This window comes from Actinomycetospora lemnae, assembly GCF_028737315.1.
In the GTDB taxonomy this organism is placed as follows: domain Bacteria; phylum Actinomycetota; class Actinomycetes; order Mycobacteriales; family Pseudonocardiaceae; genus Actinomycetospora; species Actinomycetospora lemnae.
Window position 1 is genome coordinate 215474 of the sequence record NZ_JAQZAO010000002.1, and the last position, 24477, is coordinate 239950.

A 24477-nucleotide genomic window follows, 5' to 3' on the forward strand; every position below is an offset into this window, starting at 1 on the left:
GGGCGGGGTGCCGGGCGAGGTCACCGACCCGCCGCCGGCACGGGCGCCGGCCCCATCCCCACGGGACGGGCCGACACCTGCGGCAGCGGCACGGTCTGTAGCACGCGGGTGACGACGTGGTCGACGGGCACGCCGTCGGCCAGCGCGTCGTAGGACAGCACCAGGCGGTGGCGCAGCACGTCCGGTGCGATGTCGACGACGTCCTGGGGCAGCACGTAGTCCCGCCCGCGCACCAGCGCGAGGGCACGGGCGCCGGCGATGATGCCCAGCGACGCGCGCGGCGAGGCACCGTAGGCGACCCAGCCGCCGACGTCGGCCATCCCGTGCTCCGCCGGCGAGCGCGTGGCGACGACGAGGCGCACGACGTAGTCGACGAGCGCGTGGTGGACGAACACCTGCGCGGCGACGTCCTGCAGGCGGCGCAGCTCGCCGGGGTCGAGGACGCGGTGCGGCGACGGCGGGCTCACGCCCATCCGGTAGACGATCTCGCGCTCCTCGTCGGCCGTCGGGTACTCGACGAGGATCTTGAACAGGAAGCGGTCGCGCTGCGCCTCGGGCAGCGGGTAGACGCCCTCGTTCTCGATGGGGTTCTGCGTGGCGAGCACGAGGAACGGGTCGGGCATCGGGTGGGTCTGCCCGCCGATGGAGACGTGGCGCTCGGCCATCACCTCGAGCATCGCCGACTGCACCTTGGCCGGCGCGCGGTTGATCTCGTCGGCCAGCACGAAGTTCGACACGACCGGGCCGAGCTCGACGTCGAACTCCTCGCGGCCCTGGCGGTAGATGCGCGTGCCGAGGATGTCGGCGGGCACGAGGTCGGGCGTGAACTGGATGCGGGCGAACGACCCGCCGACCACGCGCGCGAACGTCTCCACCGCGAGCGTCTTGGCGACACCGGGCACGCCCTCGAGCAGCAGGTGCCCCTTGGCCAGGAGGCCGACGAGCATGCGCTCGACGAGGCGGTCCTGGCCGACGATCACCCGCTTGACCTCGAGCACCGTCCGCTCGAGCTGCTCGGCGTCGTGCGCGGGCGTCGAGGGTCCCGACGGCCCCGTCTGGCCCTGCTGCTCGCTACCGGGCTCGGTCACCGGTGTTCCTCCCCGACTGCGGTCTCTCCCGCCCACACCGGACGTGGACGTCCGGGGCGGCACGCTACCCGTCGTCCTCCCAGGCAACCGGGCGGCCGGTGTGGGTGCGGTGAACAGGTCAGACGAGTCGCGTGACGGTCGGGAGGATCTCCTCGTCCATCCGCACGGGCGCGATGCGGACGGTCTTGCCCGACTCGGGCGCCTCGACCATCTGGTCGTCCCCCAGGTAGAGCGCGACGTGGTGGACGGCGCCCGCGCCGTCGTCGTCCGCCCAGAACAGGAGGTCGCCGGGCTTCCGCTCGGCCAGCGGCACCTGCCGCCCGGCCTCGGCCTGGTAGCCGCTGTAGTGCAGGAGCTCCTTCCCGGCGGCGGCGAAGGCGTAGATCATGAGCCCGGAGCAGTCGAAGCCGGTCTTCTCGTAGTCGCCGTGCGCGTCGGCCACGCCGCCGTCGCGGATGCCCTGCGTCGGCCCGTCGGCGTCCCCGCCGCCCCACGCGTAGACCACGCCGAGCTGCGAGAGCGCACGCGCCAGGACCTGCTCGACGGTGTCCGACATGCCGTCGGTGGCGATGCCGGCCGCGGCGAGCGGGTCCTCCGCCTCGGTGCGGGCGAGGCCGACGCGGGTGAGCCCGGCGCGCGCGGCGTCGCGCACCCGGGCGTCGCGGGCGGCGTCGCGCGCGGTGGCCGCGGCCTCGAAGGCCTCGGCGCGGTCGCGCTGGGCGGCGAGCCCCGGGTCGGCGTCCTCGAGCGCGCGCAGGCGGCCCTCGGCCTCGTCGCGCTCGGCGGTGAGCTGCGCGAGCTGCGCCTGCTGGGCGTCCGCGTCGCCCCGCACCCGGGCGAGCTCGGCCTCGGCGGCGGTCCGGGCGTCGGCGGCGCGCACCGCCTCGGCGTCGGCGACGATCCGCGCGGCCCGGGCCCGCGAGTCGGCGTTGGCGGCCTCGATCCGCGCGTGCTCGGCCCGGTCGAGGGCGGCGCGCTGGTCGGCGGTGACGACGTCGCCGGGACCCGCCGCGCCGGACAGCACCGAGAGCGGGCCGAGGACGTCGGCCTGCTGGAACCACGCCGCCACCCACGCGTCGACCTCGGCGCGCGCCCGCTCGGCGTCCGCGGCGGCGGCGTCGGCGCCGCGGCGGCTCTCCTCGGCGACCCGCCGGGACTCGTCGGCGCGCACCCGCGCGGCGGCCTCGTCGGCGAGGGCGCGGTTCGCGAGCTCCTGGCGCTGCCCCAGGTCGGCGGTCAGGGCGTCGAGGGCGGCGCGGGCGGTGGCGATCCGCGCGACGAGCGAGCCCGCGTCGTCGGCGGGATCCTCGACCGGCGCCGGCGCCCCGGGGCCGGCCGCGGCGACCGGGACGAGCGTCGGGGTCAGGGCGAGCACGGCGGCGAGCAGGGTGACGAGCAGGGCGGCGACCAGGGCCGGGACGGTGACGAGCGCGCGCACGCCGCCTCCTCCCCCGTCGACCGGCCGGCACGAGCGCCCGGAGCCTCCCGGTCGGGCGAGCCGTCGTCGGGCTCCGACACGCGGCGATGTGGCGGGGATCGCCCGCTCGTGGGCCCCGATCGAGCTCCGCGGGGGTGCACGGCGGGCGGCCCGTCCGGGTACCTGGTCGTAGGCTGGCAGGGCGGGGGTGCGGGCACCGCGAGGGTGCGCGAGACTCCCGCCCGACCCCCGGGTCGAGCGACGGCGGACCACCACTCCGCACGGGCCTCGGCCGGCCCGTGCAGGTGGGGACGGCCCGGGACCGCCTCGACGAGGCCGCCGGGATGGGAAGCGACCCCGGTCGCGCGCGAACGCCACTCGCCGCGGCCGTGAGGAAACAAGGAGGAACGTGCCCGTGAGCTCGCCAGACCAGTCCGACGGCGCAACGGCAGCCGCGCCGCAGAGCGTCGACTCGTTCGGGGCCAAGGGCAGCCTGGAGGTCGGCGGCCAGTCCTACGAGATCTTCCGCCTCGCCGCGGTCGAGGGCTCGCAGCGCCTGCCCTTCAGCCTCAAGGTGCTGCTCGAGAACCTCCTGCGCACCGAGGACGGCGTCGTCACCACCGAGGCCTCGATCCGCGCGCTCGCCGAGTGGGACCCCACGGCCGAGCCGGACACCGAGATCCAGTACGTCCCCGGCCGCGTCGTCATGCAGGACTTCACCGGCGTCCCCTGCATCGTCGACCTCGCCACGATGCGTGAGGCCGTCACCGAGCTGGGTGGCGACGCGTCGAGCGTCAACCCGCTCGCGCCCGCCGAGCTCGTCATCGACCACTCGGTCGTCGCCGACCTCTTCGGCACCCCCGACGCCTTCGAGCGCAACGTCGAGCTGGAGTACCAGCGCAACGAGGAGCGCTACAAGTTCCTGCGCTGGGGCCAGACGGCGTTCAACGAGTTCAAGGTCGTCCCGCCGGGCACCGGCATCGTCCACCAGGTCAACATCGAGCACCTGGCGCGGGTCGTGATGAGCCGCGGCGGCCAGGCCTACCCCGACACGCTCGTCGGCACCGACTCACACACGACGATGGTCAACGGCCTGGGCGTGCTGGGCTGGGGCGTCGGCGGCATCGAGGCCGAGGCGGCCATGCTCGGCCAGCCCGTCTCGATGCTCATCCCGAAGGTCGTCGGCTTCCAGCTCTCCGGCGAGCTGCCCGCGGGCGCCACCGCCACGGACCTGGTGCTGACGATCACCGAGATGCTGCGCGAGCACGGCGTCGTCGGGAAGTTCGTCGAGTTCTACGGCGAGGGTGTCGGCGCGGTGCCGCTGGCCAACCGCGCCACGATCGGCAACATGAGCCCGGAGTTCGGCTCCACGTGCGCGATCTTCCCGATCGACGACGAGACGCTGCACTACCTGCGCTTCACCGGCCGCGACGACGAGCAGGTCGCGCTGGTCGAGGCCTACTGCAAGGAACAGGGCCTCTGGCACGACCCGGCGGCCGAGGCGGACTACTCGGAGACCCTGTCGCTGGACCTCTCGACGGTGGTCCCGTCGATCGCCGGCCCGAAGCGCCCGCAGGACCGCATCCGCCTGGACGCGGCCAAGGAGTCGTTCCGCGCGTCGCTGCCGGACTACGTCTCCGACGACGAGCAGCCCCGCAGCCAGTCCGAGGAGTCCGACAGCGAGTCGTTCCCGGCCTCCGACCCGCCCGCGGAGCACCCCAACGGTGACGCCGACAAGCCGCGGGTCCACCGCCAGCCGGCGGACCCGGGCGGGCGCGCCTCGCACCCCACGCCGGTGACGCTGTCGGACGGCACGGAGCTCGAGCTCGACCACGGCGCGGTGACGATCGCGGCGATCACGTCGTGCACCAACACCTCGAACCCGTCGGTGATGGTCGGCGCGGCCCTGCTGGCCCGCAACGCCGTCGAGAAGGGCCTCGAGCGCCGGCCGTGGGTGAAGACCTCGCTGGCCCCGGGCTCGAAGGTCGTCATGGACTACTACGAGCGCTCGGGCCTGCTGCCCTACCTCGAGAAGCTCGGGTTCAACCTCGTCGGCTACGGCTGCACGACCTGCATCGGCAACTCGGGCCCGCTGCCCGAGGAGATCTCGAAGGCGGTCAACGACGAGGACCTCGCGGTCACCGCGGTGCTCTCGGGCAACCGCAACTTCGAGGGCCGCATCAACCCCGACGTCAAGATGAACTACCTGGCGAGCCCGCCGCTGGTCGTCGCGTACGCGCTGGCCGGGACGATGGACCTCGACCTCGCCACCGAGCCCCTCGGCCACGACAGCGAGGGCAACCCGGTGACGCTCGAGGACATCTGGCCCTCGCCGCAGGAGATCCAGGACGTCATCGCCTCGGCCCTCTCCCCCGAGCAGTTCACCGAGGGCTACGCCGACGTCTTCGCCGGCGACGAGCGGTGGACCTCGCTGCCCACCCCCGAGGGCGAGACCTTCACCTGGGACGAGTCCTCGACCTACGTGCGCAAGCCCCCGTACTTCGAGGGCATGTCGCGGGAGCCGGGCGAGGTCACCGACATCGAGGGCGCGCGGGTGCTGCTCAAGCTCGGCGACTCGGTGACCACCGACCACATCTCCCCCGCAGGCTCGATCAAGGAGGAGTCGCCGGCCGGTCAGTACCTCAAGGAGCACGGCGTCGAGCGCAAGGACTTCAACTCCTACGGCTCGCGCCGCGGCAACCACGAGGTGATGATCCGCGGCACCTTCGCCAACATCCGGCTGCGCAACCTGCTCACCACCGGCGACGGCGCCGAGCTGCCCCAGGGCGGCTGGACCGCCGACTACAGCCGCGGCGGCGAGCAGGCCTACGTCTACGACGCGGCCATGAACTACGCGGAGGCCGGCACCCCGCTCGTCGTCCTGGCCGGCAAGGAGTACGGCTCGGGGTCGTCGCGCGACTGGGCGGCCAAGGGCACGACCCTGCTCGGCGTGCGCGCGGTCATCGCCGAGTCCTACGAGCGCATCCACCGCTCGAACCTCGTCGGCATGGGCGTGCTGCCCCTGCAGTTCCCCGAGGGCCAGAACGCGGACTCGCTGGGCCTGTCCGGCACCGAGACCTTCGCGATCAGCGGGGTCACGGCGCTCAACGACGGCGAGGTGCCCGACACCGTGCACGTCACCGCGACGCCGTCGGACGGCGGGGACGCGATCGAGTTCGACGCCCGCCTGCGCATCGACACCCCGGGCGAGGCGGCGTACTACCGCAACGGCGGCATCCTGCCGTACGTGCTGCGCAAGATGCTGGGCTGAGCGAGCCCGGCCTGGATCGAGCGAACGCGCTGTTCGTTGCGCTAGAAGCAGCGAACGGCGCGTTCGCCCCGTCCTGGGGAAGGCTCAGTCCTCGGCGGGCTCGGCGGTGCCGTCCATCGCGGCGCGCACCTCCTGCTCCTCGGTGCGCCCGCGACGCCAGTAGCCCGTGAAGCACACGTCGCCCTTGGGCACGCCGCGCTCGCGCACGACGTGGCGGCGCATCAGCTTGACCTGCGACGCCTCGCCGGCGAGCCAGACGTACGGGCGCTCGCCGGGCAGGTCGAGCTCGCGGAGACGGTCGGCGAGCGCGTCGGGCGTCGTCCACACGACCTCGACGTCGCCGGCGGTCTCCCAGCGCTGCTGCTCGGTGACGTCCCGGACGGCCGCGAGGACGACCGCGCGCCGCCCGGGCGGCAGGTCCTCGACGATCGCGGCCATCGCCGGCACCGCGGTCTCGTCGCCGGCGAGCAGCACGCCGTCGTGCTCGTCGCGCGGCGCGTAGAGCCCGTAGGGGCCGGTGAACGCGATGTGCTCGCCCGGCACGGCGCGCAGCGCCCAGTCGCGCGCCGGGCCCTCGTCGTGCAGGACGAAGTCGACGTCGAACTCCACGGGGTCCTCGCGGCGCCGGCGCAGCGTGAAGGTGCGCATCGGCGGGCGGACGTCGTCGGGCAGCGCGAGGTAGCGGCGGAACCAGCCGCCGACGTCGTCGTCCTCCAGCGCCGGCACGTGCGGCTCGATCTCGTCCGGGCGGGGGAAGAAGAGCTTGAGGTAGCCGTCGGGCGCGACCACCGGGAGGTCCGCCAGCTCGGGGCCCGCGAGGGTCACCCGGATCACCCGGGGCGTCGGGCGCGCCACCGCGCGCACCACCGCGCGTCGCAACCGGACCGCCGGACGAGTCGACGCCGCCGTCACACGTGCCCCTTCCGTCACCGCCAGGTGAGGTCACCCTAACTTCCGTGGACGTCGCGGGCGAGCATGCCGCGCGCCGTCGCGGTCAACCCTGCGCACGACGGAAGGAGTAGCGATGGCCGACGTGACGACACTGCAGGACACCGCACGCGAGATCCTCGCCGACGGGAAGGGCATCCTGGCCGCCGACGAGAGCACCGGGACGATCACCAAGCGCCTGGAGGCCGTCGGGGTCGAGTCCACGGAGGAGAACCGGCGCCGCTTCCGCGACCTGCTGTTCACCACCAAGGACGTCGAGGAGCGCCTCGGGGGCGTGATCCTCTACGACGAGACCGTCCGGCAGGACGCCCTCGACGGGACCGGCATGGTCGACCTGCTGCGCGGGCGCGGCATCGTGCCCGGCATCAAGGTCGACGCGGGCGCGAAGGACCTCGCGGGCTTCCCCGGGGAGAAGGTCACCGAGGGGCTCGACGGCCTGCGCGAGCGGTTCGCCGAGTACGCCGACCTCGGGCTGCGCTTCGCCAAGTGGCGCTCGGTCATCAGCGTCTCCGAGACGCTGCCGAGCGCGACCGCGATCGAGCTCAACGCCACCGGCCAGGCGCGGTACGCCGCGCTGGCGCAGGAGGCGGGCCTGGTGCCGATCGTCGAGCCCGAGTCGATCATGGACGGCGACCACGGGATCGACCGCTCGGCCGAGGTGACCGAGGCGGTCCTCGCCGCCACGATCGAGGCGCTGCGCCGCCAGCGCGTGGCGCTCGAGGGCGTGATCGTCAAGACGAACATGGTGGTCTCGGGGTACGGGGGCAGCGACCAGGCCGGTCCCGACGAGGTCGCCGACCGCACCCTCCAGGTGCTGCACCGCACGATCCCGGCGGCCGTGCCCGGGATCGTGTTCCTCTCCGGCGGGCAGGACGACGAGCAGGCCAACGCCAACCTCGACGCCATCGCGCGCCGCGGCCCCCAGCCCTGGACGGTGAGCTTCTCCTACGCCCGCGCGCTGCAGGGCCGCCCGATGTCGGTCTGGGGCGGCGCGGAGGAGAACGTCGCGGCCGCCCAGGACGCGTTCGCCGAGCGCGTGCGCGTCACGGGCGCCGCCAACCGCGGCGAGTGGACCCGGGACGCCGAGCGCTCGGCGTCCTGAGGCGTCCTCGACGGCTCCGAGCGAGGGGCACCTCCGGTCGCACCGAGCGAGCGAGGGTGCCCCTCGGTCACTGCGGAGCCGTCGCCTCGCGGGGCTCGAGCCCGGCCACGTCCTTGATCAGCTCGTCGACGGACTCGTACACCGACGTCGCCCCGGCCTCGCGCAGCTCTTCGTTCGAGAACCCGCCGGTGCGCACCGCCACCGACGGCAGGCCGACGCGCGCGGCCGCGCGGCAGTCCCACACCGAGTCGCCGACGACGACGGCGGCCTGCGCGCCGATGCGCTCCATGGCGACCTGCAGCAGGTCCGGCGCGGGCTTCGTCTGCTCGACGTCGCCCGAGCTCACCCAGGCGTCGGCGAGGTCGCCGGCCTCGATCAGCTCCGCGTAGCGCTCGACGTGGTGCGGCTTGCCGGAGCTCGCCATCACCAGCCCGAACCCGGCGTCCCGCACCGCAACGAGCAGCTCGTGGGCGCCCGGCAGGGCGCTGATCTCGTCGAGCATCGCGTCCGCCTGCTCGGTCCAGGCGGCGCGGATCTCGTCGCCGTGCGCGCGCTCGACGTCGTCACCGGCGACGGCCCCGACGAGCTGGTCGCCGCCCATGCCGATGTGTCGGTGGATCGTCCACACGGGCACCGTCACGTCGTAGCGACGGAACGCCCGGTACCACGCGAGCGCGTGGTGGTAGTTGGTGTCGACGAGGGTCCCGTCGACGTCGAGGATCACCGTGCCCTGGGAGTCGGCCATGGGAGCCGGGATGCCCCGGAGGGCCCGGTGGACATGCGCATGGTGACGTGGGCAGCGCTCCGGACATCCCGGACGCTGCGCCGCGCACCTCGACCCCCTGCTCGGTGGCGGGTCCCGCGGGACCCGCCACCGCCGCCGTCGGACGCCGTCAGCGGGGGTTGCGGATGAAGTCGGCGCAGCGCTCGCCGATCATCATCGTGGTGATGCACGGGTTGACCGTGATCAGGTCCGGCATGATCGACCCGTCGGCGACGCGCAGGCCGTCGACGCCGCGCACGCGCAGCTGCGGGTCCACCGGCGCCATCGGGTCGGAGTCCGGGCCCATCTTCACCGTGCAGGACGGGTGGTAGACCGTGTTGTGGGTCTTCGAGATGTAGTCGAAGATCTCCTCGTCGGTCTGGGCGGCGTCGCCGGGCGCCTGCTCCTTGCCCACCCAGTCCTGCAGGGCCGGCGCCGCCGCGATCTCCCGCGCCACCCGCACCCCGCGGATCATCACCTCGCGGTCGTGCTCGTGGGTGAAGTACCGCGGGTCGACGGCGGGCTTGTCCCGGAAGTCGCGCGTGCGCAGCCGGACGGTGCCCGTGGACTGGGCGCCGGTCACGTTCGGCGTGAGGCAGAACGTGTTGTCGCTCGACGGGTAGCCGTAGCGGATCAGGTTGAGGTCGAACGGCACCGAGCCGTAGTGGAACATCAGGTCCGGCGTCGTCCGGCCCTCGGCCCCGGCGAAGATGCCGATCTCCCACCACTGCACCGACTCGGTCGGCATCGGCTGCAGGGCCTCCCACTGGACCAGGCCCTCGGGGTGGTCCTGCAGGTTCTCCCCCACGCCCGGTGCGTCGACGCGCACCTCGATGCCCACCGAGCGCAGGTGCTCGGCCGGCCCGATGCCCGAGAGCATGAGCAGCTTCGGCCCGTCGATCGCCCCCGCCGACACGATCGTCTCGCGGCGCGCGGTGACCTCGATCGTCCAGCGCGTGTCCGGCGTGCGCAGGGCGACGCCGGTCGCGCGCGGGCGCGGGCCGGAGTCGTCGAACGTCAGCCGCTCGGCCCGGTAGCCGGTCCAGACCTCGAGGTTCTTGCGCTGCGCCATGATCGGGTGCAGGTACGCCGCCGACGCCGAGCTGCGCGTGCCGTCGGGGTTGGCGTTGACCTGGAACCAGTTGGCGCCGCGGAGCACCGTCCGCCCGGTGTTGAACGGCGTGACCGGCAGCCCGACCTGCTCACAGGCCTCGAGCAGCGCTCGCCCGCAGGGGTCCTTCGGCGCGATCGAGCGGATCGTCACCGGCCCGTCGGTCCCGCGGCCCGGCGGCTCGGCCTGGTCGGCGCCGTCCAGCGCGGTCTCGAGCTTGCGGTAGAAGGCGTAGCTCTCGTCGGCGCCCCAGCCGGTGCAGCCCTGGGCCTCCCAGTCGTCGAGGTTCTCCCGCGGCGCCCAGAAGGCGATCGCGGAGTTGTGCGACGAGCAGCCGCCGAGCACCTTGGCCCGCGCGTGGCGCATGTAGGAGTTGCCGAACTCCTGCGGCTCGATGGGGTAGTCCCAGTCGTAGCCGGACTCGAGCAGCTCCATCCAGCGCCAGAGGTTGAGGATCGCCGGGTCGCCGACGTCCGACGGGCCCGCCTCGACGAGCAGGACCGAGACCTCCGGGTCCTCCGAGAGCCGTGCGGCCACCGCCGAGCCGGCGGTCCCGCCACCGACGACGACGTAGTCGAACTCGCGTCCCGACGTCTGCGGGCTGCTCATGGGGCCTCCGTCCGGGGAGTGGTGGGCGTGCTGTCGACGCGGGCGTGCTCGGCCACGACGCCGGTCTTGTGGCGCTGCACGGTCCAGTAGTAGGCGAACCCGGCCCCGAGGATGACGCCGGGCAGCAGGACACCGCCCCACTGCAGGTACCAGTGGAACGGCTCGCTGGCGTTGTAGACCTCGTTGCGCGGCCAGGCGAGGTTGACGGCCATGACCCCGCCCCACAGCACGGCGAGGATGTTGACCGGCAGGCCCCAGCGCCCGAGGGAGAACGCGCCCTCGCGCGGCTCCCACCGCCCGCGGAGGCGCTGGACCAGCATCGGCACCGTGACCAGCAGGTAGGCCGTGTAGATCATGATGATCGCGATCGAGGTGACCACCGTGTAGATCTGCGGGCTGAACGTCACGAGCAGCAGGGCGATCGCGAGCGCGCCGATGACCACCGAGGCGACCACCGGCGTGCCGAACCGGGGGCTGATCGTGCACAGCTTCGGGCCGGCGGGCAGGTTGTTGTCCCGACTCATCGCGAACGCCAGGCGGATCGCCGCGGCGTGCACCGCGAGGGCGCAGACGATGACCGCGATGACGACCGCGACGAGGATCACCGAGCCGGCCGGTCCCCCGAGCACCGCGAGGATGAGGTTCTGGAGACCGCCGAGGCTCGAGAAGCTCGGGTCGCTGAGGTCCGGAGCCGACATGAGCGCGAACAGCAGGATGAGCCCGCCGAGCAGGAACGAGAAGAAGAGCGCCCGCAGGATCGCCTTGGGGGCGTTGCGCCGCGGGTCGTGCGACTCCTCGGCCAGCGAACTCGCGGTGTCGAACCCGTACATGACGTAGAGCGAGGCGAACATGGCCACGAGGAAGGCGCCGGCGTAGCCCAGCGGCCGGCCGCTCGCGTCGATGCCGCCGGTGTCGAACACGATCTGCGGACCGCGCACGATGTTGACCGCGAGCAGGACGATGAGCAGCACCGCGGCGATCAGCTCGATGAACACGCCGGCGGAGTTGATGCGCGCCATCAACTGGGTGCCGAAGGCGTTGATCGCGGTGGTGAAGAGGATGAGGACCGTGGCCAGGATGACACCGTTGAGCGCCTGGGCGGTCGTGTCCTCGCCGGTCGGGTCCGGGATGAACTGGAAGCCCGACCACAGCTCGGGCAGCGTCGCCTGCAGCGCCAGCGCGACCGCGGCGATCGAGACGATCGACGCCGTCAGCATCGTCCAGCCCGCGAGCCACGCCGTGCTCGGCTTGGCCAGGCGCTTGGACCAGTTGTAGATCGAACCGGCCACCGGGAAGCGCGCGGCGAGCTCGCAGAAGCACAGCGCGACCATGAGCTGGCCGACGAAGACCAACGGCCACGACCACCAGTACGCCGGTCCGCCGGAGCCGAGGCCGAAGTAGAACAGCTGGAACGTGCCGGTCAGGATCGAGATGTAGCTGATCCCGGCGGCGAAGGTGTGGAAGCTGCCGAGCGAGCGCACGAGGCTCGGCTTGTAACCGAACTCGCTGACGTCCTCGTGGTCGGTGCTGCCGGTGCTGCCGGTACTGCCGCTGTGGTTGGCGCTGGTCACGAACCACTCCCTGGTGTGGAACGGCTGGTGGAGGAGGGGAACCACCCGGTCGGTCCTGGCCGGGTGTTGGTCCAGATGTGCTTGGCCTCCTGGTATTCGGCGAGGCCGGCGCGCCCGAGCTCGCGGCCGACGCCGGAGTGGCCGAAGCCGCCCCACTCGGCGGCCGGGACGTACGGACCGAAGTCGTTGATCCAGATGGTGCCGTGGCGCAGGCGGGCGGCGACCTCCTCGCACGTCCCGTGGTCGGACGAGAAGACCGCGCCGGCCAGGCCGTACTCGGTGTCGTTGGCGATGCGCACGGCGTCGTCGAGGTCGGTGAACGTCTCGACGGTGAGCACCGGGCCGAACGACTCGTCGTGCACCACGGACATGTCCTGGGTGCAGCGGTCGAGGATCGTCGGCGGGTAGTAGTAGCCGTTCGCCAGGCGCTCGTCGGTGGGGCGCTCGCCCCCGCAGCGCAGCACGGCGCCCTCGGCGATCCCGGCGGCGACGTAGCGCTCGACCTTGTCGCGGTGCGCCGCGGAGATCAGCGGGCCGGTCTCGGTCTCGGGGTCGTCGGGGCCGCCGAGGCGGATCCGCTGCGCCCGTTCCACGAGGTCGTCGACGATCCGGTCGTGCGCGGACTCCTCGACGACGAGCCGCGCGCCGGCGGAACACACCTGTCCGGAGTGCAGGAAGATCGCGGTGAGGGCGTTGTCGACGGCGGTCTCGTGGTCGGCGTCGGCGAACAGGACGAACGGGTTCTTGCCGCCCAGCTCCAGGGCCACCTTCTTCACGGTCGGTGCCGCCGACTCCATGATCTTCCGGCCGGTCAGGAGCCCGCCGGTGAAGCTGACCATGTCGACCCGCGGGTCCGACGACAGCGGCGCCCCGGCCGTCGCCCCGGCCCCGAGCACGAGGTTGGCGACGCCGTCGGGCACGCCGGCCTCGGCCAGCAGCTCCATGAGGATGATCGCGGTGTGCGGCGTGAGCTCGCTGGGCTTGAGGACGAACGAGCACCCTGCGCCGAGCGCCGGCGCGACCTTCCAGGCGGTCTGCAGCAGGGGGTAGTTCCAGGGCGTGATGAGCCCGCACACGCCGACGGGCTCGTGGACGACCTTGCTGCGCGCGGTGGCGATACCGGTCTCGACGAGCCGGCCGTCGTCGCTGGCGGCGAGGTGGCCGAACCAGCGGAAGCAGTTCGTGATGTCGTCCATGTCGATCTCGGACTCGGCGAGCCGCTTGCCGGTGTCGTCGGTCTCGGCCTGGGCGAGCCGGGCCTTGTCGCGCTGGAGCAGGTCGGCGACCCGCAGCAGGAGCCCACCCCGCTCGGCGGCCGGGACCGACGACCACCGGCCGTCGTCGAACGACCGCCGCGCCGCCGCGATCGCGAGCTCGGTGTCCTTCGCCCCGGCCTCGTCGACCTCCGCGACCAGCGACCCGTCCGCGGGAGACCGGATCTCCCGGCGCCCCCCGTCGACCGCTGAGGTCCACGCTCCGTCGATGAACAGCTGACCCACGCCCGGCGCCTCCTCGTTCGTGTCACCCGGTCGGCCCTGCCGCCGGTCCGTCGAGTATCGACCCCGCGCACCGTCAGCACCATCCTCGACCGATCACACGCGTGCCGCGCCGGTGAAGTGGGGCAGCCCGGCCGAGGTGCACGCGTGGCGCTCATCTCCCGCGCCCCGCCGCCGCGCTCGACGGCGACGTCGTGACGCCGCCGGGGCCCGTCGTCCGAGCACGTCTGGGCCGGGTGCGTCGGGGCACCCCGCCCAGGTGGCGGGACGGGCGCTGGTGGTGGGGGCGTCGGGGCCTGCGCCGGCATCGCCCCGCACGGCGGCGGCCGCGTCCACCTGTGGGCGGTGGTCCCGGCCGGCGAGCCCGCCGCGTCCGACCTCGACGCCCTGCGCCGCCGCCTCGCCGGCTGGCACGACCCGATCCCGGCGCTGCTCGACCGCGCCGACTCGGCGGCGGCGCTGGTCACGGAGCTGCGCTGGCTGCCGCCCCTGCGGCGCACCGTGGCCGGGCGCACCGTGCTCGTCGGCGACGCCGCACGCGATGACGCGTGCGGGACGGCCTCGGGCGCCTGGTCCCGACCGCGGTCACCGTCCGGGGGCTCGACGGGATCCTGGACTGGCGCCCGCCGACGTGAGGGGACGGCGGGCCACGAGGCTCGCCTCGTGATCGCCGTCCTCGTGGTGCAGGACGTCGAGGTGTCCGAACGCCGCGCGCAGCTCGCCGGGGGCGGCGCGGAAGGCGCCCTCGCCGATCAGCACCGTCACCACCAGCAGCCCGCCCGGGACCAGCGCGTCGACCAGGGCAGGGTAGAGCGCGGGGTCGCGGAAGCGCTGGCAGACGACGACGTCGAACGGGCCGGCGGCGGGCAGCCCGTCGTCGAGGTCCGCCTCGATCCAGCGCACCTCCGGCGCCAGGGCCCGACCGGCCGCCAGCGCGACGGGCGAGACGTCGACGGCCGTGACGGCGAGGCCCCGCCGGGCGAGCCAGACGGCGACCGCGCCGCGCCCGCAGGCGACGTCGAGGGCCCGGCCCGTCGTGGGCACGAGGTCCTCGCGACCGGCGAGGGCGCTCGGCGGGCCCGGCTGGACGGGCTCGAGGTCGGCGAAGCGGGCGTCCCAGCGCGCCCGGTCCGTGTCGCTCAGGGCTTGCGACCCACCACGCCCGCGATGCAGCGCTGGGCGGCCACGACGGGCTTGAGCTGCGGGCCGTCCGGCCACCACTCGAAGCACCGCACGAGGCCGGGCTGGACGAGCTCGAGGCCGGGCAGCATCGCGAGGATCTGGTCGCGCGTGCGGAAGCGTCCGGTGCCCATCGGGCTGTGGACGAAGACGTCCTCCATGCGGCGGGCGAGCTGGCTGTCCTCGTCCTCGGGGTCGAGGAAGTGTGCGATCGTCACGTACGAGCCCGAGGGCAGGGCCTCGATGTACTGCGACATGAGCTCCGGGATGGAGAGCCGGCCCTCGTCGTAGTGGTGCAGGGTCCCGACCTGCAGCAGCGCGATCGGCCGGTCGAAGTCGAGGGCCCGGCGGACGACCGCGTCCTCGAGGACCTGCCGGGGCTCGGTCAGGTCGCCCGGGGAGAAGGCCGTGAGCTCGTTCTCCTCCAGCAGCGCACGCCCGTGCGCGACGACCGTCGGGTCGTTGTCGACGTAGACGACCCGCGCCTCGGGCCGCAACCGCTGGGCGACCTGGTGGGTGTTCTCGGCGGTGGGCAGGCCCGACCCGCAGTCGAGGAACTGGTCGATCCCCACCTGGCCGGCGAGGAAGCGCACCGCGCGCACGAGGAACGCGCGGTTGTCGACGGCGAGGATCTCGGCCTCCGGCGCCGCCCGGCGGAGGTCCTCGATGACGTCACGGTCGATGGGGTAGTTGTCCTTGCCGCCCAGCGCGAAGTCGTAGACCCGCGCGATGCTCGCCCTCGACGTGTCGATGTAGGCGGGAGCGGACCCCGAGCGGGACGAGGAGTGCGCAGCGGTCATCTGCTTCCCATCAGGCGTGCGGTCGCGAACGGGCGCTCACCCTAGGAGGGTAACGGCGCAGGGCCCGGGACGGGTCAGGGAACGACCACACGCTGCGTCGGGCGTGTAACCTCTCGTGCTCGGCGGTACGAGCCGGGGGTCTCCGGCGGCCGGACGACAACGGGGAGCGCACGACGGTGGTCGAGCGGGAGCAGACCGGGGCCGACGGCGGGGCGGAGGGCGCCGGCCCCACCGCACGCCGCATCATCCTGGGCGCCCAGCTCCGCCGCCTGCGCGAGCGGGCCGGGGTGGCCCGGTCCGACGCCGCGTGGTCGATCCGCGGGTCGGACTCCAAGATGAGCCGCCTCGAGGCGGGCAAGGTCGGCTTCAAGGAGCGCGACGTCGCCGACCTGCTGACGATGTACGGCGTCACCGACGAGGGCGAGCGCGAGCTGCTCCTCGACATGACCCGCCGCAGCAACGAGCCCGGCTGGTGGCAGCCCTACGGCGACGTCCTGCCCGACTGGTTCGAGGACTACGTCGGCCTGGAGATGAGCGCCTCGCGCATCCAGACCTACGAGCTGCTGTTCGTCCCCGGCCTGCTGCAGACCGAGGACTACGCGCGCGCCGTCATCACCTCGGGCCACCCGGACCGGGCCACCTCCGACGACGAGCGCCGCCTCACCGTGCGCATGCGCCGCCAGCAGATGCTCGGGCGCCGCGACGCGCCGACGTTGTGGGCGATCATCGACGAGTCGGTGCTGCACCGGCCGATCGGCGGCCACGGCACGCTCGTCGCCCAGGTCGAGCGCCTGCTCGAGCTCTCGGCGCTGCCGAACGTCGTCGTCCAGGTGCTGCCGTTCACGCTGAGCGGCTACGCCGCCGAGAGCACGTTCTCGATCCTGCGCTTCGCCGAGCCCGAGCTGCCCGACCTCGTCTACCAGGAGCACCTCACCGCCGCCGTCTACCTGGACAAGCGGCCCGAGGTGGAGGCCTACAGCCGTGTCATGGACCGTGTGGCCGTCGACGCGCTGACGCCCGACGAGACGCGCCAGTACCTCACGAAGCTCGTCGCCGAGCGCTGAGCCGGCCCGGCGACGGGCCCGGGCGTGCACGTGCAGATGATCCTTTCGCTTGCTAGTGTCGGTGCACTGTCGGATGCACGTGCACATGAGCGAGGCGGTCGCATGGGCCAGGTGCCGAACGCACAGGACGGCCTTCCCGACGTGACGTGGCGCAAGAGCGCCCGCTCGGGCAAGCAGGGCAACTGCGTCGAGCTCGCGCCGGTGCCGGCGCGCCGGGTCGCGGTCCGCAATTCGCGGTTCCCCGAGGGTCCGGCCCTCCTGTTCTCCGTCGCGGAGATGAGCGCGTTCCTCGCTGACGTCAAGCGCGGCGCCTACGACGACCTCCTGGGTCCCGACGACGTCGCCGGCCTCGCGTCGTGAGGCGCCCGACCGGGGGCCGGCTCATGTGGTTGACGTGCGCCGTCGACGGCGCCGACCACGCCGTCTCGGACGCGGCGTTCCTCGCCGCGCAGGGCGGCGACGGGCGGTTCGAGGCGCTCTGCGAGGCGACCGTCTGGGCCTCGTCGCTCTCGTCTCCCCCGGCCTCGCGCTGCCCGTCGTGCTGCTCGGCCGCGGGCGAGCCCGCCCCCGGGGCGGGCGACCGTCGCGGCGGGCTCTGGTCGCGTCTCGTGCCGCGGGCGTCGGCGTGACGGCCCGGTCGTCCCGCTCGGCGTAGATTCGCGGCACGGACAGAGCAGACGCTCATCGCGTAGGGCCGTTCGGCGTAGAGTAATCGATCAGTCTCCGGACGGCCCGCTGCATCACCCGGACAGGCAGCCGTACCCGTTTGGCCAATTGCAGAGCGTCACCGATGCGCTAGGCTCGTGATGTCATCGAGCTGGCAGCGAGAGGATTCCGTGACCACGGCGGCGACGCGCCCGGCCCCTGCAGGGCCTGCTCCCGGGGCCCCACCGGCCCCGGCCGCCGCTACCCCGCACCCCGGCCTGCTCGAACCCCTGCGTGACCTGCCCGGCCTGGCCCAAGCGCTCGCCCTCGACGCCGACGCGCCCGAACGGCGCGTGATCGCGGAGATCGGCGCCGACGAGGGCACGGCGCCCACGGTGCTCACGTGGGGGCGCCGCGCGGCCGCCGTCGCGGCCGACCGGGCTCTCGCCCTCGATGACCTCATCGTCACCACCGATGCGGCGTACCACCTGCTGCGTCGGGCCGGCAGCACCTGGATCTACCTGCGGGTGCGCCGCGCCGACGGCAACCTGGCCCTCGCCCGCCGGCGCCTCGCGGCCGTCACCGGCGCGCGCGCCCATCCAGCTCCCGCGGCGAGCTCCACCCCGGCCCGGCCGGTCGAGCTCCCCGCGGGCCGGTTGTCGACCACGCCGACCCCGGCGTCGTCCACGGCCCCCTCCCCTGCGGGCCGGTGGAACACCCGGCCGGACCGCCGACCCACCGACGCGTCGACAGCGCCGTCGACGACACCGGCGACCAGCGCTCCGGCGGCCTCGCCGAGCCGGGCTCCGGCCGCCCTGCCTGCGCCGTCCGCACCGGCCGCCGCGGCTCCGTCCGCACCGGCACCGGCACCGGCTCCGTCGGCACCGGCTCCGTCGGCACCGGTTCCGTCGGCTCCGTCGCCTCCGTCGGCACCGTCGGCTCCGTCGGCACCGGCAGCGGCTCCGTCCGCACCGGCAGCGGCTCCGTCCGCACCGGCAGCGGCTCCGTCCGCACCCGCGGCGCTGTTCGCTCCGGCGACGGCACCGTCGACCCCGGCCCCACCGGCCGCCGTGGCCCTGCCGACCCCCCGCCGGCCCCCGGGCGCGTCGCTGCCGGCCGCCGCCCGGAACCCGGCCCCCGCCGCCACCGAGGGCGACCGGGGCCCGTCCCCGCCGCGGGACTCGGCCGGTGTGCTCGGCCAGCGCTGGCGCACCGACCCCGAGACGTTGCGGCGGGTCCTCGCCGGCCTGCTCCGCCTGGGCCGTGCGCCCCAGGCAGCGCTCGCCGGCACCACCCCCGAACCGACCACCCGCTCCCCCGGAGCGACCCCGACACGGAGGAATCCATGAGTGACATCGAGTACGCCCTCAACGCGGCCGCCAACATCAAGGGCGCGTTCGCCGTGGCCATCGTCGACTACGACAGCGGCATGACCCTCGGCTCGCGGGGCGGCAGCGCGGAGTTCGACCTCGACGTCGCCGCGCCCGGCAACAGCGAGGTCGTCCGCGCCAAGTTCGACGTCATGCAGAAGCTGGGCCTGCGCGAGACGATCGAGGACATCCTCATCACCCTCGACACGCAGTACCACCTGATCCGGCCGATCTACGGCAACCCGGACGACAAGATGTTCTTCTACCTGGTGCTCAACCGCCAGCAGGCGAACCTCGCGATGGCCCGCCGGGACCTGAAGATCATCGGTCAGCGCTTCTACCTCGACGACCCGTCGTCGGCGGCGGCCGTCCCGCAGCAGGACCAGGGCTACTACCAGCAGGTCGGGCGGCGCTGACGACGGTCGACGGACGGGAGCGGCGAGGGTGGGGCGACACCGCCACCTGACGTGCGTGCGGTCGGACGGGCTGTCGGCGGTGCTCCGCCCGCTGCTCGACGACCGCCGCATCGTCGCCGCCACCCTCGTCGACGCCGACAGCGGCCTGGTCCTCGACGGCTGTGTCGACGACCCCGGCGAGCACCCCGCGCTCGCCGACCTCGAGCTGCTGGGGGCGGCCCACGCCGACATGGTGCGGGCCGCCCTCGCGATCACCCCGACGCTCACGGAGCTGTCCGTGAGCACCGACGACGGCCACCACCACCTGCTCCACGCCGTGCCCGACCCGCACGGAGAGCGGCTGGTGGTGGCCGTCGTCGTCCGCGGCGCCCCCCGCCACGTCGCCAAGGCCCGCCTGCGGCTGCGCACGGTGTCGGTGGAGGCGCTGACCGCCGGGCCGACGCTCCAGCGACGTCCGGTGAACGGCAGCTGGGTGGTCGAGGCGCCCGGCCCCGACGGCGCCGCCGCCACGGACGACCCCCAGGACCACCCCCACAACGGATCCCCCGACCGAGCCGACGGCCCACGACCGTCGGCCCCGGCGCCGTCGCTCGCCCCCCTGTCGGCGATGTCGCCCCGGAGCCCGACGCTGCCGTCCGGCCCGGGCGCGACCCCTCCGCCACCGACGGTCTCGTCGGTCGCGTCGTCGGCCGACGGCGTCGGTCAGCGCTCTCCGGGCCGGACGAGCCCGCTCTCGTAGGCCGCGACCACGAGCTGCGCCCGGTCGCGGGCGCCCAGCTTGGCGAGGAGGCGCCCGACGTAGGTCCGGGCCGTGTCCGGGCTGAGGTACAGCGCTGCGCCGATCTCGGCGTTGGACAGGCCCGCGCCGACGTGGGCGAGGACCTCGCGCTCCCGCGGCGTGAGCCCGGCCAGCCGGCCCGGGTCCACGGCGGGGCGGTCGGCCACCGCGGCCAGCACGCGACGGGTGACCGCCGGCGAGAGCAGGGCGTCGCCCCGCGCGACCGTGCGCACCGCCTCGCGGAGGGCGTCGGGAGCGGTGTCCTTGAGCAGGAACCCGGCGGCGCCCGCCCGGATCGCCTCGAAGAGGTACTCGTCGTCGTCGAACGTCGTCAGCATGACCACCCGGACGTCGGCGAGGACCGGGTCCGCCACGATCTGGCGAGCGGACCGGAGCCCGTCGGTGCCCGGCATCCGCACGTCCATGAGGACGACGTCCGGGCGCACCGTCCGGACGACGGCGAGGCCGGCCGCCCCGTCCGCGGCCTCCCCGGCCACGTGGATGTCCGGCGCCCGCTCCAGGAGCGCGCGCAGGCCCTCCCGCACGAGGTGCTGGTCGTCGACGATCACCACCGCGACGGTGCTCACGCCGCTCCCCCGCCGAGGGGGAGGCGGGCGTGCACGCGGTAGCCGCCGTCGACGCCGGGGCCGGCCGCGACCTCACCGCCGAGCAGCTCGACGCGTTCGGCCATGCCCCGCAGCCCGTGGCCGGCGTCCCCGGCGTGTCCCGGCGGGCCACCGCGCCCGTCGTCGGTGATCAGCAGGGTGAGGTCCGCCGCTCCGACGTCCACCCGGACCACGGCGCGCGTCGCGTCGGCGTGGCGCAGGGCGTTGGTCAGCGCCTCCTGCACGACGCGGTAGGCGGTGGTGCCGGCGACCACGGGCAGGGCGTCCACCTCGCCCGCCACCCGCAGGTCGACCGGGAGCCCGCCGTCCCGCACCCGCTCCGCCAGCGCGGGGAGCTGGTCGATCCCCGGTGCCGGCTCCCGGCCGGCCTCGGCGCGGAGGGTGCCCAGCGTCGCGCGCAGCTCGGTCATGGCGCCGCCGCTCGCCGCCCGGATGGCGTCGAGGGACGCGCCCACCTCGGCGTACGCCCGGTCCGCGAGGGCCTCCTGCGCCACCGCCGACCGCATCGTCACGATCGACATCGTGTGGCCCAGGGTGTCGTGCAGCTCCCGGGCGATGCGGACACGCTCGGCGTCGACCTGGCGCGCCGCGTCGCGCCGGCGCTCCTCGTCCGCGGCCGCGGCCCGCCGGGCGAACTCCGCCTGCGCCACGCGGCGGCTGCGGACGGCGTCGCCGAGCGCGATCACCGCCGTCATGAGGGCCGCGTCGGTCACCAGGCCGAACGTGAGCAGGACGGTGAGGTCGTCGCCCTCGAGGAGGCGGACGCCCACCGACACCGCGAGCAGTCCCGCACCGACCACCGCGGCGGCGAGCACCCGCCCGCGCTCGGCGGCGAGGTAGAGCACCGGCGCCATCGGCGCGGCGAGGCCGACCGCGGGGAGGTCGAGCGCGTAATACAGGACGAGGACCGCCGCGGTCGCGAGGAGGGCCGGCAGGGGCCACCGCCCGGCGGCGAGCACCAGGGCCGCGACCACCAGCGCGCACCCGGCCGTGAGGACGGCCCGGGCGGGCGAGCCGGGGTCGGTGAGCAGCGCGACCGCGACGAGGCCCAGGACCGCGACGGCGAGCGCCACCTCGAGGCGGCGGGGACGGGCGGGCTCCACCCTGCCGCAGCGTAGGCCCGGTCCCCGCGCCCGCACCGTCGTCGGGAGGCGTCACTCGCCGCGCCGGTCGTACGTCGAGGAGCGACACCGGCGCACGCCACCGCCCGGACGCCCCACCGCCGCGGCGTCCCTAGCGTCGTCGAGCGCCCGCACCGCTCGACCGAGGAGGCTCCGCATGTCCCGCGCCACGCTCACCACCGTCGTGCTCGCCGCGATGGTCTGGACGACGATGACCGCGTTCGGCGGGATCGCCGCCGAGACCGTGATCCTCTACCCGAACATCTTCGACGACCCGCCCGCGTCGCTGGAACGCGCCCGCGCGTTCCTCGTCGTCGCCGGCCCGGGCGACTACTACCCGCCGCTCGGCGCGGCGACGGTGCTGACCCTGCTCGCCGCGAGCGTGCTCACCTGGCGGGACCGGCGTCTGCGGTGGTGGGTCGTCGGCGCGGCTGCCGTGTTCGTCACGTGCGAGTTCCTCTTCTCCGCCGCGTTCTTCTGGCCGCGCAACACGATCATGTTCGTCGACCCGATCGGCATGCACTCCCCCGCCTACCTGCGGGAGGTCGCGGCGGAGTTCGTGGCGGGGCACCGGGTGCGCCTGGTGGGCAGCGCCGTCACCGCCGCGCTGGCGTTCGTCGCCCTGTGGCGTCGCCTCCGGTCGACCACCGCGCCGCGCCCGGTGGCCGGGCCGCCCCTCGAGACCGCACGATGAGGCCCGACGCCGTCCCGCGACCCGGCCCGGAGGTGCCGCGATGACCGAGCACCCCGAGGACGCCCGCGTGCTCCACCTGCCCACCGGCGAGACCGTCACGATCCTGCGGTCGGGCCGTGACGCGGACGGCGTCCTCGAGATCGAGGGCCTGCTCCCGCCCGGACTCGCGGGTCCGCCGCGGCACCGGCACCGGGCGCAGACCGAGACGTTCACGGTGCTCGAGGGACGGCTGCGCGTGACGGTCGGGCGGGAGACCCGCGTGCTGCGCGTCGGGGAGACCGCGGTGGTCCCCCCGACGGTGGTGCACGCCTTCGCCAACCCCTTCGACGAGCCCGCCCGCATCCGCGCGACCGAGGAGCCCGCCGGGCCGCTCGAGGAGCAGTTCCGCGCCCTGGCCCGGGCGGGCCGCGTGCCGCCGGTGCGGGAGCTCGCGGCCATCAACGTCCGGCACGGGCTCCCGTTCGCCCTCGCCGGGGTGCCCGAGGCGGTGCAGCGGCCGGTCTGGCGGCTCCTCGCCCGGCTGCACCGCGGCTGACGCGGGCCCGTCCTCAGCGACGCACAGCGAGGGACAGCGCGAACCGGCCCTGCGGGTCGGTGAACCACCCGTCGTGGGCGAACCCCGCGGCGTCCAGCTCCGCGCGGATCCCCTCGCGCGTGAACTTCGTCGAGATCTCGGTGCGCATCTCCTCGCCCGCCGCGAAGTCGATCTCGAGGTCCAGCTCCGGCACCCGCACGTGCATCGCGCGCCGGGCCCGCAGGCGCATCTCGATGCGGCTGGCCTGCGGCACCCAGACGGCGAGGTGCTCGAAGCCGTCCGGGTCGAAGTCGGCGCCCAGCACGCGGTTGAGCACGGCGAGCACGTTGAGGTCGAACGCCGCGGTCACGCCCTCGGCGTCGTCGTAGGCGGCCACGAGCGTCGCCTCGTCCTTGACGAGGTCGGTCCCGAGGAGGAACGCCTCCCCCGGGTCGAGCTCGTCGGCGAGGGCGGCGAGGAAGGCCTGGCGGTCCCCGGGCTCGAAGTTGCCGAGCGTCCCGCCGAGCAGCGCCACGAGCCGCCGCCCGTCGCGGGGGATGCTGCGCAGGTCGCTGGTGAAGTCGGCGACGACCCCGTGCACGTCGAGCCCCGGATAGGCCTCGATCAGCCCCGGCACCGCCTCCTCGAGCGCCGACGGCGACACGTCCACCGGCACGTAGCGGCGGAGGGTGCCGGCGCGGTCGAGGGCGTCGAGCAGCATCGGCGTCTTCGACGACGACCCCGATCCCAGCTCGACGAGGGTGTCCGCCGCCGCGGCGCGGGCGATGGTGTCGGCGTGCTCGGCGAGGGCCTCACGCTCGGCCGTGAAGGGGTAGTACTCCCGCAGCGCGGTGATCTGCTCGAACAGCTCGCTCCCCCGCGCGTCGTAGAGCCACTGCGGGCTGAGCACCTTCGGGGTCGAGGTCAGGCCCCGCCGGGCGTCGGCGCGGAGGGCGGCGTCGGCGTCGGCGGCGGTGAGGTGTACGTCGAGCGCGGGCAGGCTCATCGGTGTCGGGTCACGTCCTGGGGTCGGGGCGCGCCCGCGGTCGGGCGCGCCGGCGTTCACGGCGTCGGGAACGGGAGAGCGCGGCTACAGGGCCGTGACGGTCACGGCGGGCGGGACGTGCGGCGCACCGGCCCGGGCGACGAGCAGCGAGCCGTCGGGCACCGGCACCCAGGCGGCGTCGTCGTCCAGGGGCTCGGAGGCCACCGTCACCGCGCCGTCGGGACGGACGCGGTAGGACAGGGCGTGGTCGACGGCCGTCGCGACGATCTGCTCGCCGTCGCCGAGCAGCAGGTTCAGCCGGGAACCCGGCGCGGCGGCGAGGGTGTCGGCGACGACGCCGGCCAGCGCGTCGGCGGGGTCCTTGCCGGCCGCCAGCCGCGCGCGGACCAGCGCCCAGAGCAGGGCGGAGTCGGTGGCGGCGTCGAGGGTCAGCAGGTCGACCGGCGCCAGCGTGCCGGCGAGGTCGGCCATGCTGTGGGGCCAGCCGCGCACGACGCCGTTGTGGCTGAACAGCCGCCCGCCGTCCGCGGAGTCCCGGAAGGGCGCGCAGGCGGCGGTGGACACCGGCATGCCGACCGTCGCCGAGCGCACCGCGGCCACCAGTGCGGTGGTCTCCACGGCCCGCGCGAGGTCGAGGAACGACGCGTCGGTCCACATCGGGTCGTCGCGCCGGTAGAGCGCCGGTCCTCGTGAGCGATCTTTCGAGCCATGGCTCGGAAGATCGCTCACGTACCAGCCGACGCCGAACCCGTCGGCGTTGACGGTGCCGCCGCCGCGCATGTCGGCGGGGGCGTAGCTCTGGACGAGCAGCGCGTGGGACGGCTCGGTCAGCAGCGACGCGAGCGTCACCGGCGTCGGGCCCACGTGGGCCAGGTGGCGGCACACGTC

23 protein-coding genes are annotated in these 24477 nt (G+C 74.4%); 10 read left to right on the forward strand and 13 right to left on the reverse strand.

Annotated elements, in window-relative coordinates:
- Positions 1-20 precede the first annotated feature (20 nt).
- On the reverse strand, positions 21-1088 hold the full coding sequence (locus PGB27_RS04725; protein ID WP_274199196.1) for an AAA family ATPase: 1068 nt from the start codon (positions 1086-1088) through the stop codon (positions 21-23).
- A 118-nt stretch (positions 1089-1206) separates the two neighbouring features.
- Positions 1207-2526: an NlpC/P60 family protein gene (locus tag PGB27_RS04730; protein ID WP_274199197.1), complete on the reverse strand. Its 1320-nt coding sequence runs from the start codon at positions 2524-2526 to the stop codon at positions 1207-1209.
- Between the two features lie 394 nt (positions 2527-2920).
- Between PGB27_RS04730 and PGB27_RS04735 the strand changes: the two genes are divergently transcribed.
- On the forward strand, positions 2921-5776 hold the full coding sequence (locus tag PGB27_RS04735) for an aconitate hydratase (protein WP_274199198.1): 2856 nt from the start codon (positions 2921-2923) through the stop codon (positions 5774-5776).
- Positions 5777-5860: 84 nt separating this feature from the next.
- Here the strand turns inward: PGB27_RS04735 and PGB27_RS04740 are convergent, their stop codons facing one another.
- Entirely contained in the window at positions 5861-6631 is a 771-nt protein-coding gene (locus tag PGB27_RS04740) for a siderophore-interacting protein (RefSeq protein ID WP_274199199.1), read from the reverse strand.
- A 169-nt stretch (positions 6632-6800) separates the two neighbouring features.
- Between PGB27_RS04740 and PGB27_RS04745 the strand changes: the two genes are divergently transcribed.
- Entirely contained in the window at positions 6801-7826 is a 1026-nt protein-coding gene (locus PGB27_RS04745; RefSeq protein ID WP_274199200.1) for a class I fructose-bisphosphate aldolase, read from the forward strand.
- 67 nt (positions 7827-7893) lie between these two features.
- Here the strand turns inward: PGB27_RS04745 and PGB27_RS04750 are convergent, their stop codons facing one another.
- The 6 genes from PGB27_RS04750 to PGB27_RS04775 form a co-directional block, all read right to left on the reverse strand.
- On the reverse strand, positions 7894-8571 hold the full coding sequence (locus PGB27_RS04750) for an HAD family hydrolase (protein WP_274199201.1): 678 nt from the start codon (positions 8569-8571) through the stop codon (positions 7894-7896).
- A gap of 148 nt (positions 8572-8719) precedes the next feature.
- Positions 8720-10309: a GMC family oxidoreductase gene (locus PGB27_RS04755; RefSeq protein WP_274199202.1), complete on the reverse strand. Its 1590-nt coding sequence runs from the start codon at positions 10307-10309 to the stop codon at positions 8720-8722.
- Entirely contained in the window at positions 10306-11880 is a 1575-nt protein-coding gene (locus tag PGB27_RS04760; protein WP_274199203.1) for an APC family permease, read from the reverse strand. Before PGB27_RS04760 ends, PGB27_RS04755 begins: the two co-directional genes overlap by 4 nt.
- Positions 11877-13379: an aldehyde dehydrogenase family protein gene (locus PGB27_RS04765; RefSeq protein ID WP_274199204.1), complete on the reverse strand. Its 1503-nt coding sequence runs from the start codon at positions 13377-13379 to the stop codon at positions 11877-11879. Before PGB27_RS04765 ends, PGB27_RS04760 begins: the two co-directional genes overlap by 4 nt.
- Before the next feature lie 582 nt (positions 13380-13961).
- A complete protein-coding gene (locus PGB27_RS04770; protein WP_274199205.1) occupies positions 13962-14420 on the reverse strand; it encodes a class I SAM-dependent methyltransferase in 459 nt (152 codons plus the stop codon).
- A gap of 95 nt (positions 14421-14515) precedes the next feature.
- The gene (locus tag PGB27_RS04775; RefSeq protein ID WP_274199206.1) at positions 14516-15355 is read right to left on the reverse strand and encodes an SAM-dependent methyltransferase; all 840 of its coding nucleotides are present in this window, start codon (positions 15353-15355) and stop codon (positions 14516-14518) included.
- A 176-nt stretch (positions 15356-15531) separates the two neighbouring features.
- On the opposite strand from PGB27_RS04775, the gene PGB27_RS04780 reads away from it, so the two are divergent.
- The 6 genes from PGB27_RS04780 (at position 15532) to PGB27_RS04805 (ending at position 19589) form a co-directional block, all read left to right on the forward strand.
- Positions 15532-16419: a helix-turn-helix domain-containing protein gene (locus PGB27_RS04780; RefSeq protein ID WP_274199207.1), complete on the forward strand. Its 888-nt coding sequence runs from the start codon at positions 15532-15534 to the stop codon at positions 16417-16419.
- A 111-nt stretch (positions 16420-16530) separates the two neighbouring features.
- Positions 16531-16779, forward strand: a complete 249-nt coding sequence (locus tag PGB27_RS04785; protein WP_408630008.1) for a DUF397 domain-containing protein — start codon at positions 16531-16533, stop codon at positions 16777-16779.
- Positions 16776-17048 (forward strand): hypothetical protein, encoded by a 273-nt coding sequence (locus tag PGB27_RS04790; RefSeq protein WP_274199209.1) that lies wholly within the window; start codon positions 16776-16778, stop codon positions 17046-17048. Before PGB27_RS04785 ends, PGB27_RS04790 begins: the two co-directional genes overlap by 4 nt.
- 1086 nt (positions 17049-18134) lie before the next feature.
- Positions 18135-18413 carry a hypothetical protein gene (locus PGB27_RS04795; RefSeq protein WP_274199210.1) on the forward strand — a complete coding sequence of 93 codons (279 nt, stop codon included), beginning with the start codon at positions 18135-18137 and terminating at the stop codon, positions 18411-18413.
- Complete coding sequence (locus tag PGB27_RS04800) at positions 18410-18850, forward strand: hypothetical protein (RefSeq protein WP_274199211.1); 441 nt, start codon at positions 18410-18412, stop codon at positions 18848-18850. Before PGB27_RS04795 ends, PGB27_RS04800 begins: the two co-directional genes overlap by 4 nt.
- A 55-nt stretch (positions 18851-18905) precedes the next feature.
- Positions 18906-19589 carry a hypothetical protein gene (locus PGB27_RS04805; RefSeq protein ID WP_274199212.1) on the forward strand — a complete coding sequence of 228 codons (684 nt, stop codon included), beginning with the start codon at positions 18906-18908 and terminating at the stop codon, positions 19587-19589.
- Here the strand turns inward: PGB27_RS04805 and PGB27_RS04810 are convergent.
- The gene (locus PGB27_RS04810) at positions 19553-20215 is read right to left on the reverse strand and encodes a response regulator (RefSeq protein WP_274199213.1); all 663 of its coding nucleotides are present in this window, start codon (positions 20213-20215) and stop codon (positions 19553-19555) included. The genes PGB27_RS04805 and PGB27_RS04810 overlap by 37 nt on opposite strands.
- Positions 20212-21357 carry a sensor histidine kinase gene (locus PGB27_RS04815; protein WP_274199214.1) on the reverse strand — a complete coding sequence of 382 codons (1146 nt, stop codon included), beginning with the start codon at positions 21355-21357 and terminating at the stop codon, positions 20212-20214. The genes PGB27_RS04810 and PGB27_RS04815 overlap by 4 nt, the downstream gene beginning before the upstream one ends.
- A 175-nt stretch (positions 21358-21532) precedes the next feature.
- Here PGB27_RS04815 and PGB27_RS04820 point away from each other — a divergent pair, with 175 nt between their 5' ends.
- Both PGB27_RS04820 and PGB27_RS04825 read left to right on the forward strand, forming a co-directional pair.
- Positions 21533-22069: a DUF1772 domain-containing protein gene (locus PGB27_RS04820; RefSeq protein WP_274199215.1), complete on the forward strand. Its 537-nt coding sequence runs from the start codon at positions 21533-21535 to the stop codon at positions 22067-22069.
- A 40-nt stretch (positions 22070-22109) separates the two neighbouring features.
- Entirely contained in the window at positions 22110-22604 is a 495-nt protein-coding gene (locus tag PGB27_RS04825; RefSeq protein WP_274199216.1) for a cupin domain-containing protein, read from the forward strand.
- A gap of 13 nt (positions 22605-22617) precedes the next feature.
- Here the strand turns inward: PGB27_RS04825 and egtD are convergent, their stop codons facing one another.
- Together egtD and egtC are read right to left on the reverse strand one after the other, a co-directional pair.
- Positions 22618-23589: an L-histidine N(alpha)-methyltransferase gene (gene egtD, locus PGB27_RS04830; RefSeq protein ID WP_274199217.1), complete on the reverse strand. Its 972-nt coding sequence runs from the start codon at positions 23587-23589 to the stop codon at positions 22618-22620.
- A gap of 84 nt (positions 23590-23673) precedes the next feature.
- Entirely contained in the window at positions 23674-24474 is an 801-nt protein-coding gene (egtC, locus tag PGB27_RS04835; RefSeq protein WP_274199218.1) for an ergothioneine biosynthesis protein EgtC, read from the reverse strand.
- Positions 24475-24477: the final 3 nt, after the last annotated feature.

Excerpts from the sequence above, each read along its gene's own strand:
- PGB27_RS04775 (WP_274199206.1), bottom strand. The coding sequence starts at position 15,355 with ATGACCGCTGCGCACTCCTCGTCCCGCTCGGGGTCCGCTCCCGCCTAC.
- PGB27_RS04755 (WP_274199202.1), bottom strand. The coding sequence starts at position 10,309 with ATGAGCAGCCCGCAGACGTCGGGACGCGAGTTCGACTACGTCGTCGTC.
- PGB27_RS04800 (WP_274199211.1), top strand. The coding sequence starts at position 18,410 with ATGAGTGACATCGAGTACGCCCTCAACGCGGCCGCCAACATCAAGGGC.
- PGB27_RS04820 (WP_274199215.1), top strand. The coding sequence starts at position 21,533 with ATGTCCCGCGCCACGCTCACCACCGTCGTGCTCGCCGCGATGGTCTGG.
- PGB27_RS04750 (WP_274199201.1), bottom strand. The coding sequence starts at position 8,571 with ATGGCCGACTCCCAGGGCACGGTGATCCTCGACGTCGACGGGACCCTC.
- PGB27_RS04745 (WP_274199200.1), top strand. The coding sequence starts at position 6,801 with ATGGCCGACGTGACGACACTGCAGGACACCGCACGCGAGATCCTCGCC.
- PGB27_RS04825 (WP_274199216.1), top strand. The coding sequence starts at position 22,110 with ATGACCGAGCACCCCGAGGACGCCCGCGTGCTCCACCTGCCCACCGGC.
- egtD (WP_274199217.1), bottom strand. The coding sequence starts at position 23,589 with ATGAGCCTGCCCGCGCTCGACGTACACCTCACCGCCGCCGACGCCGAC.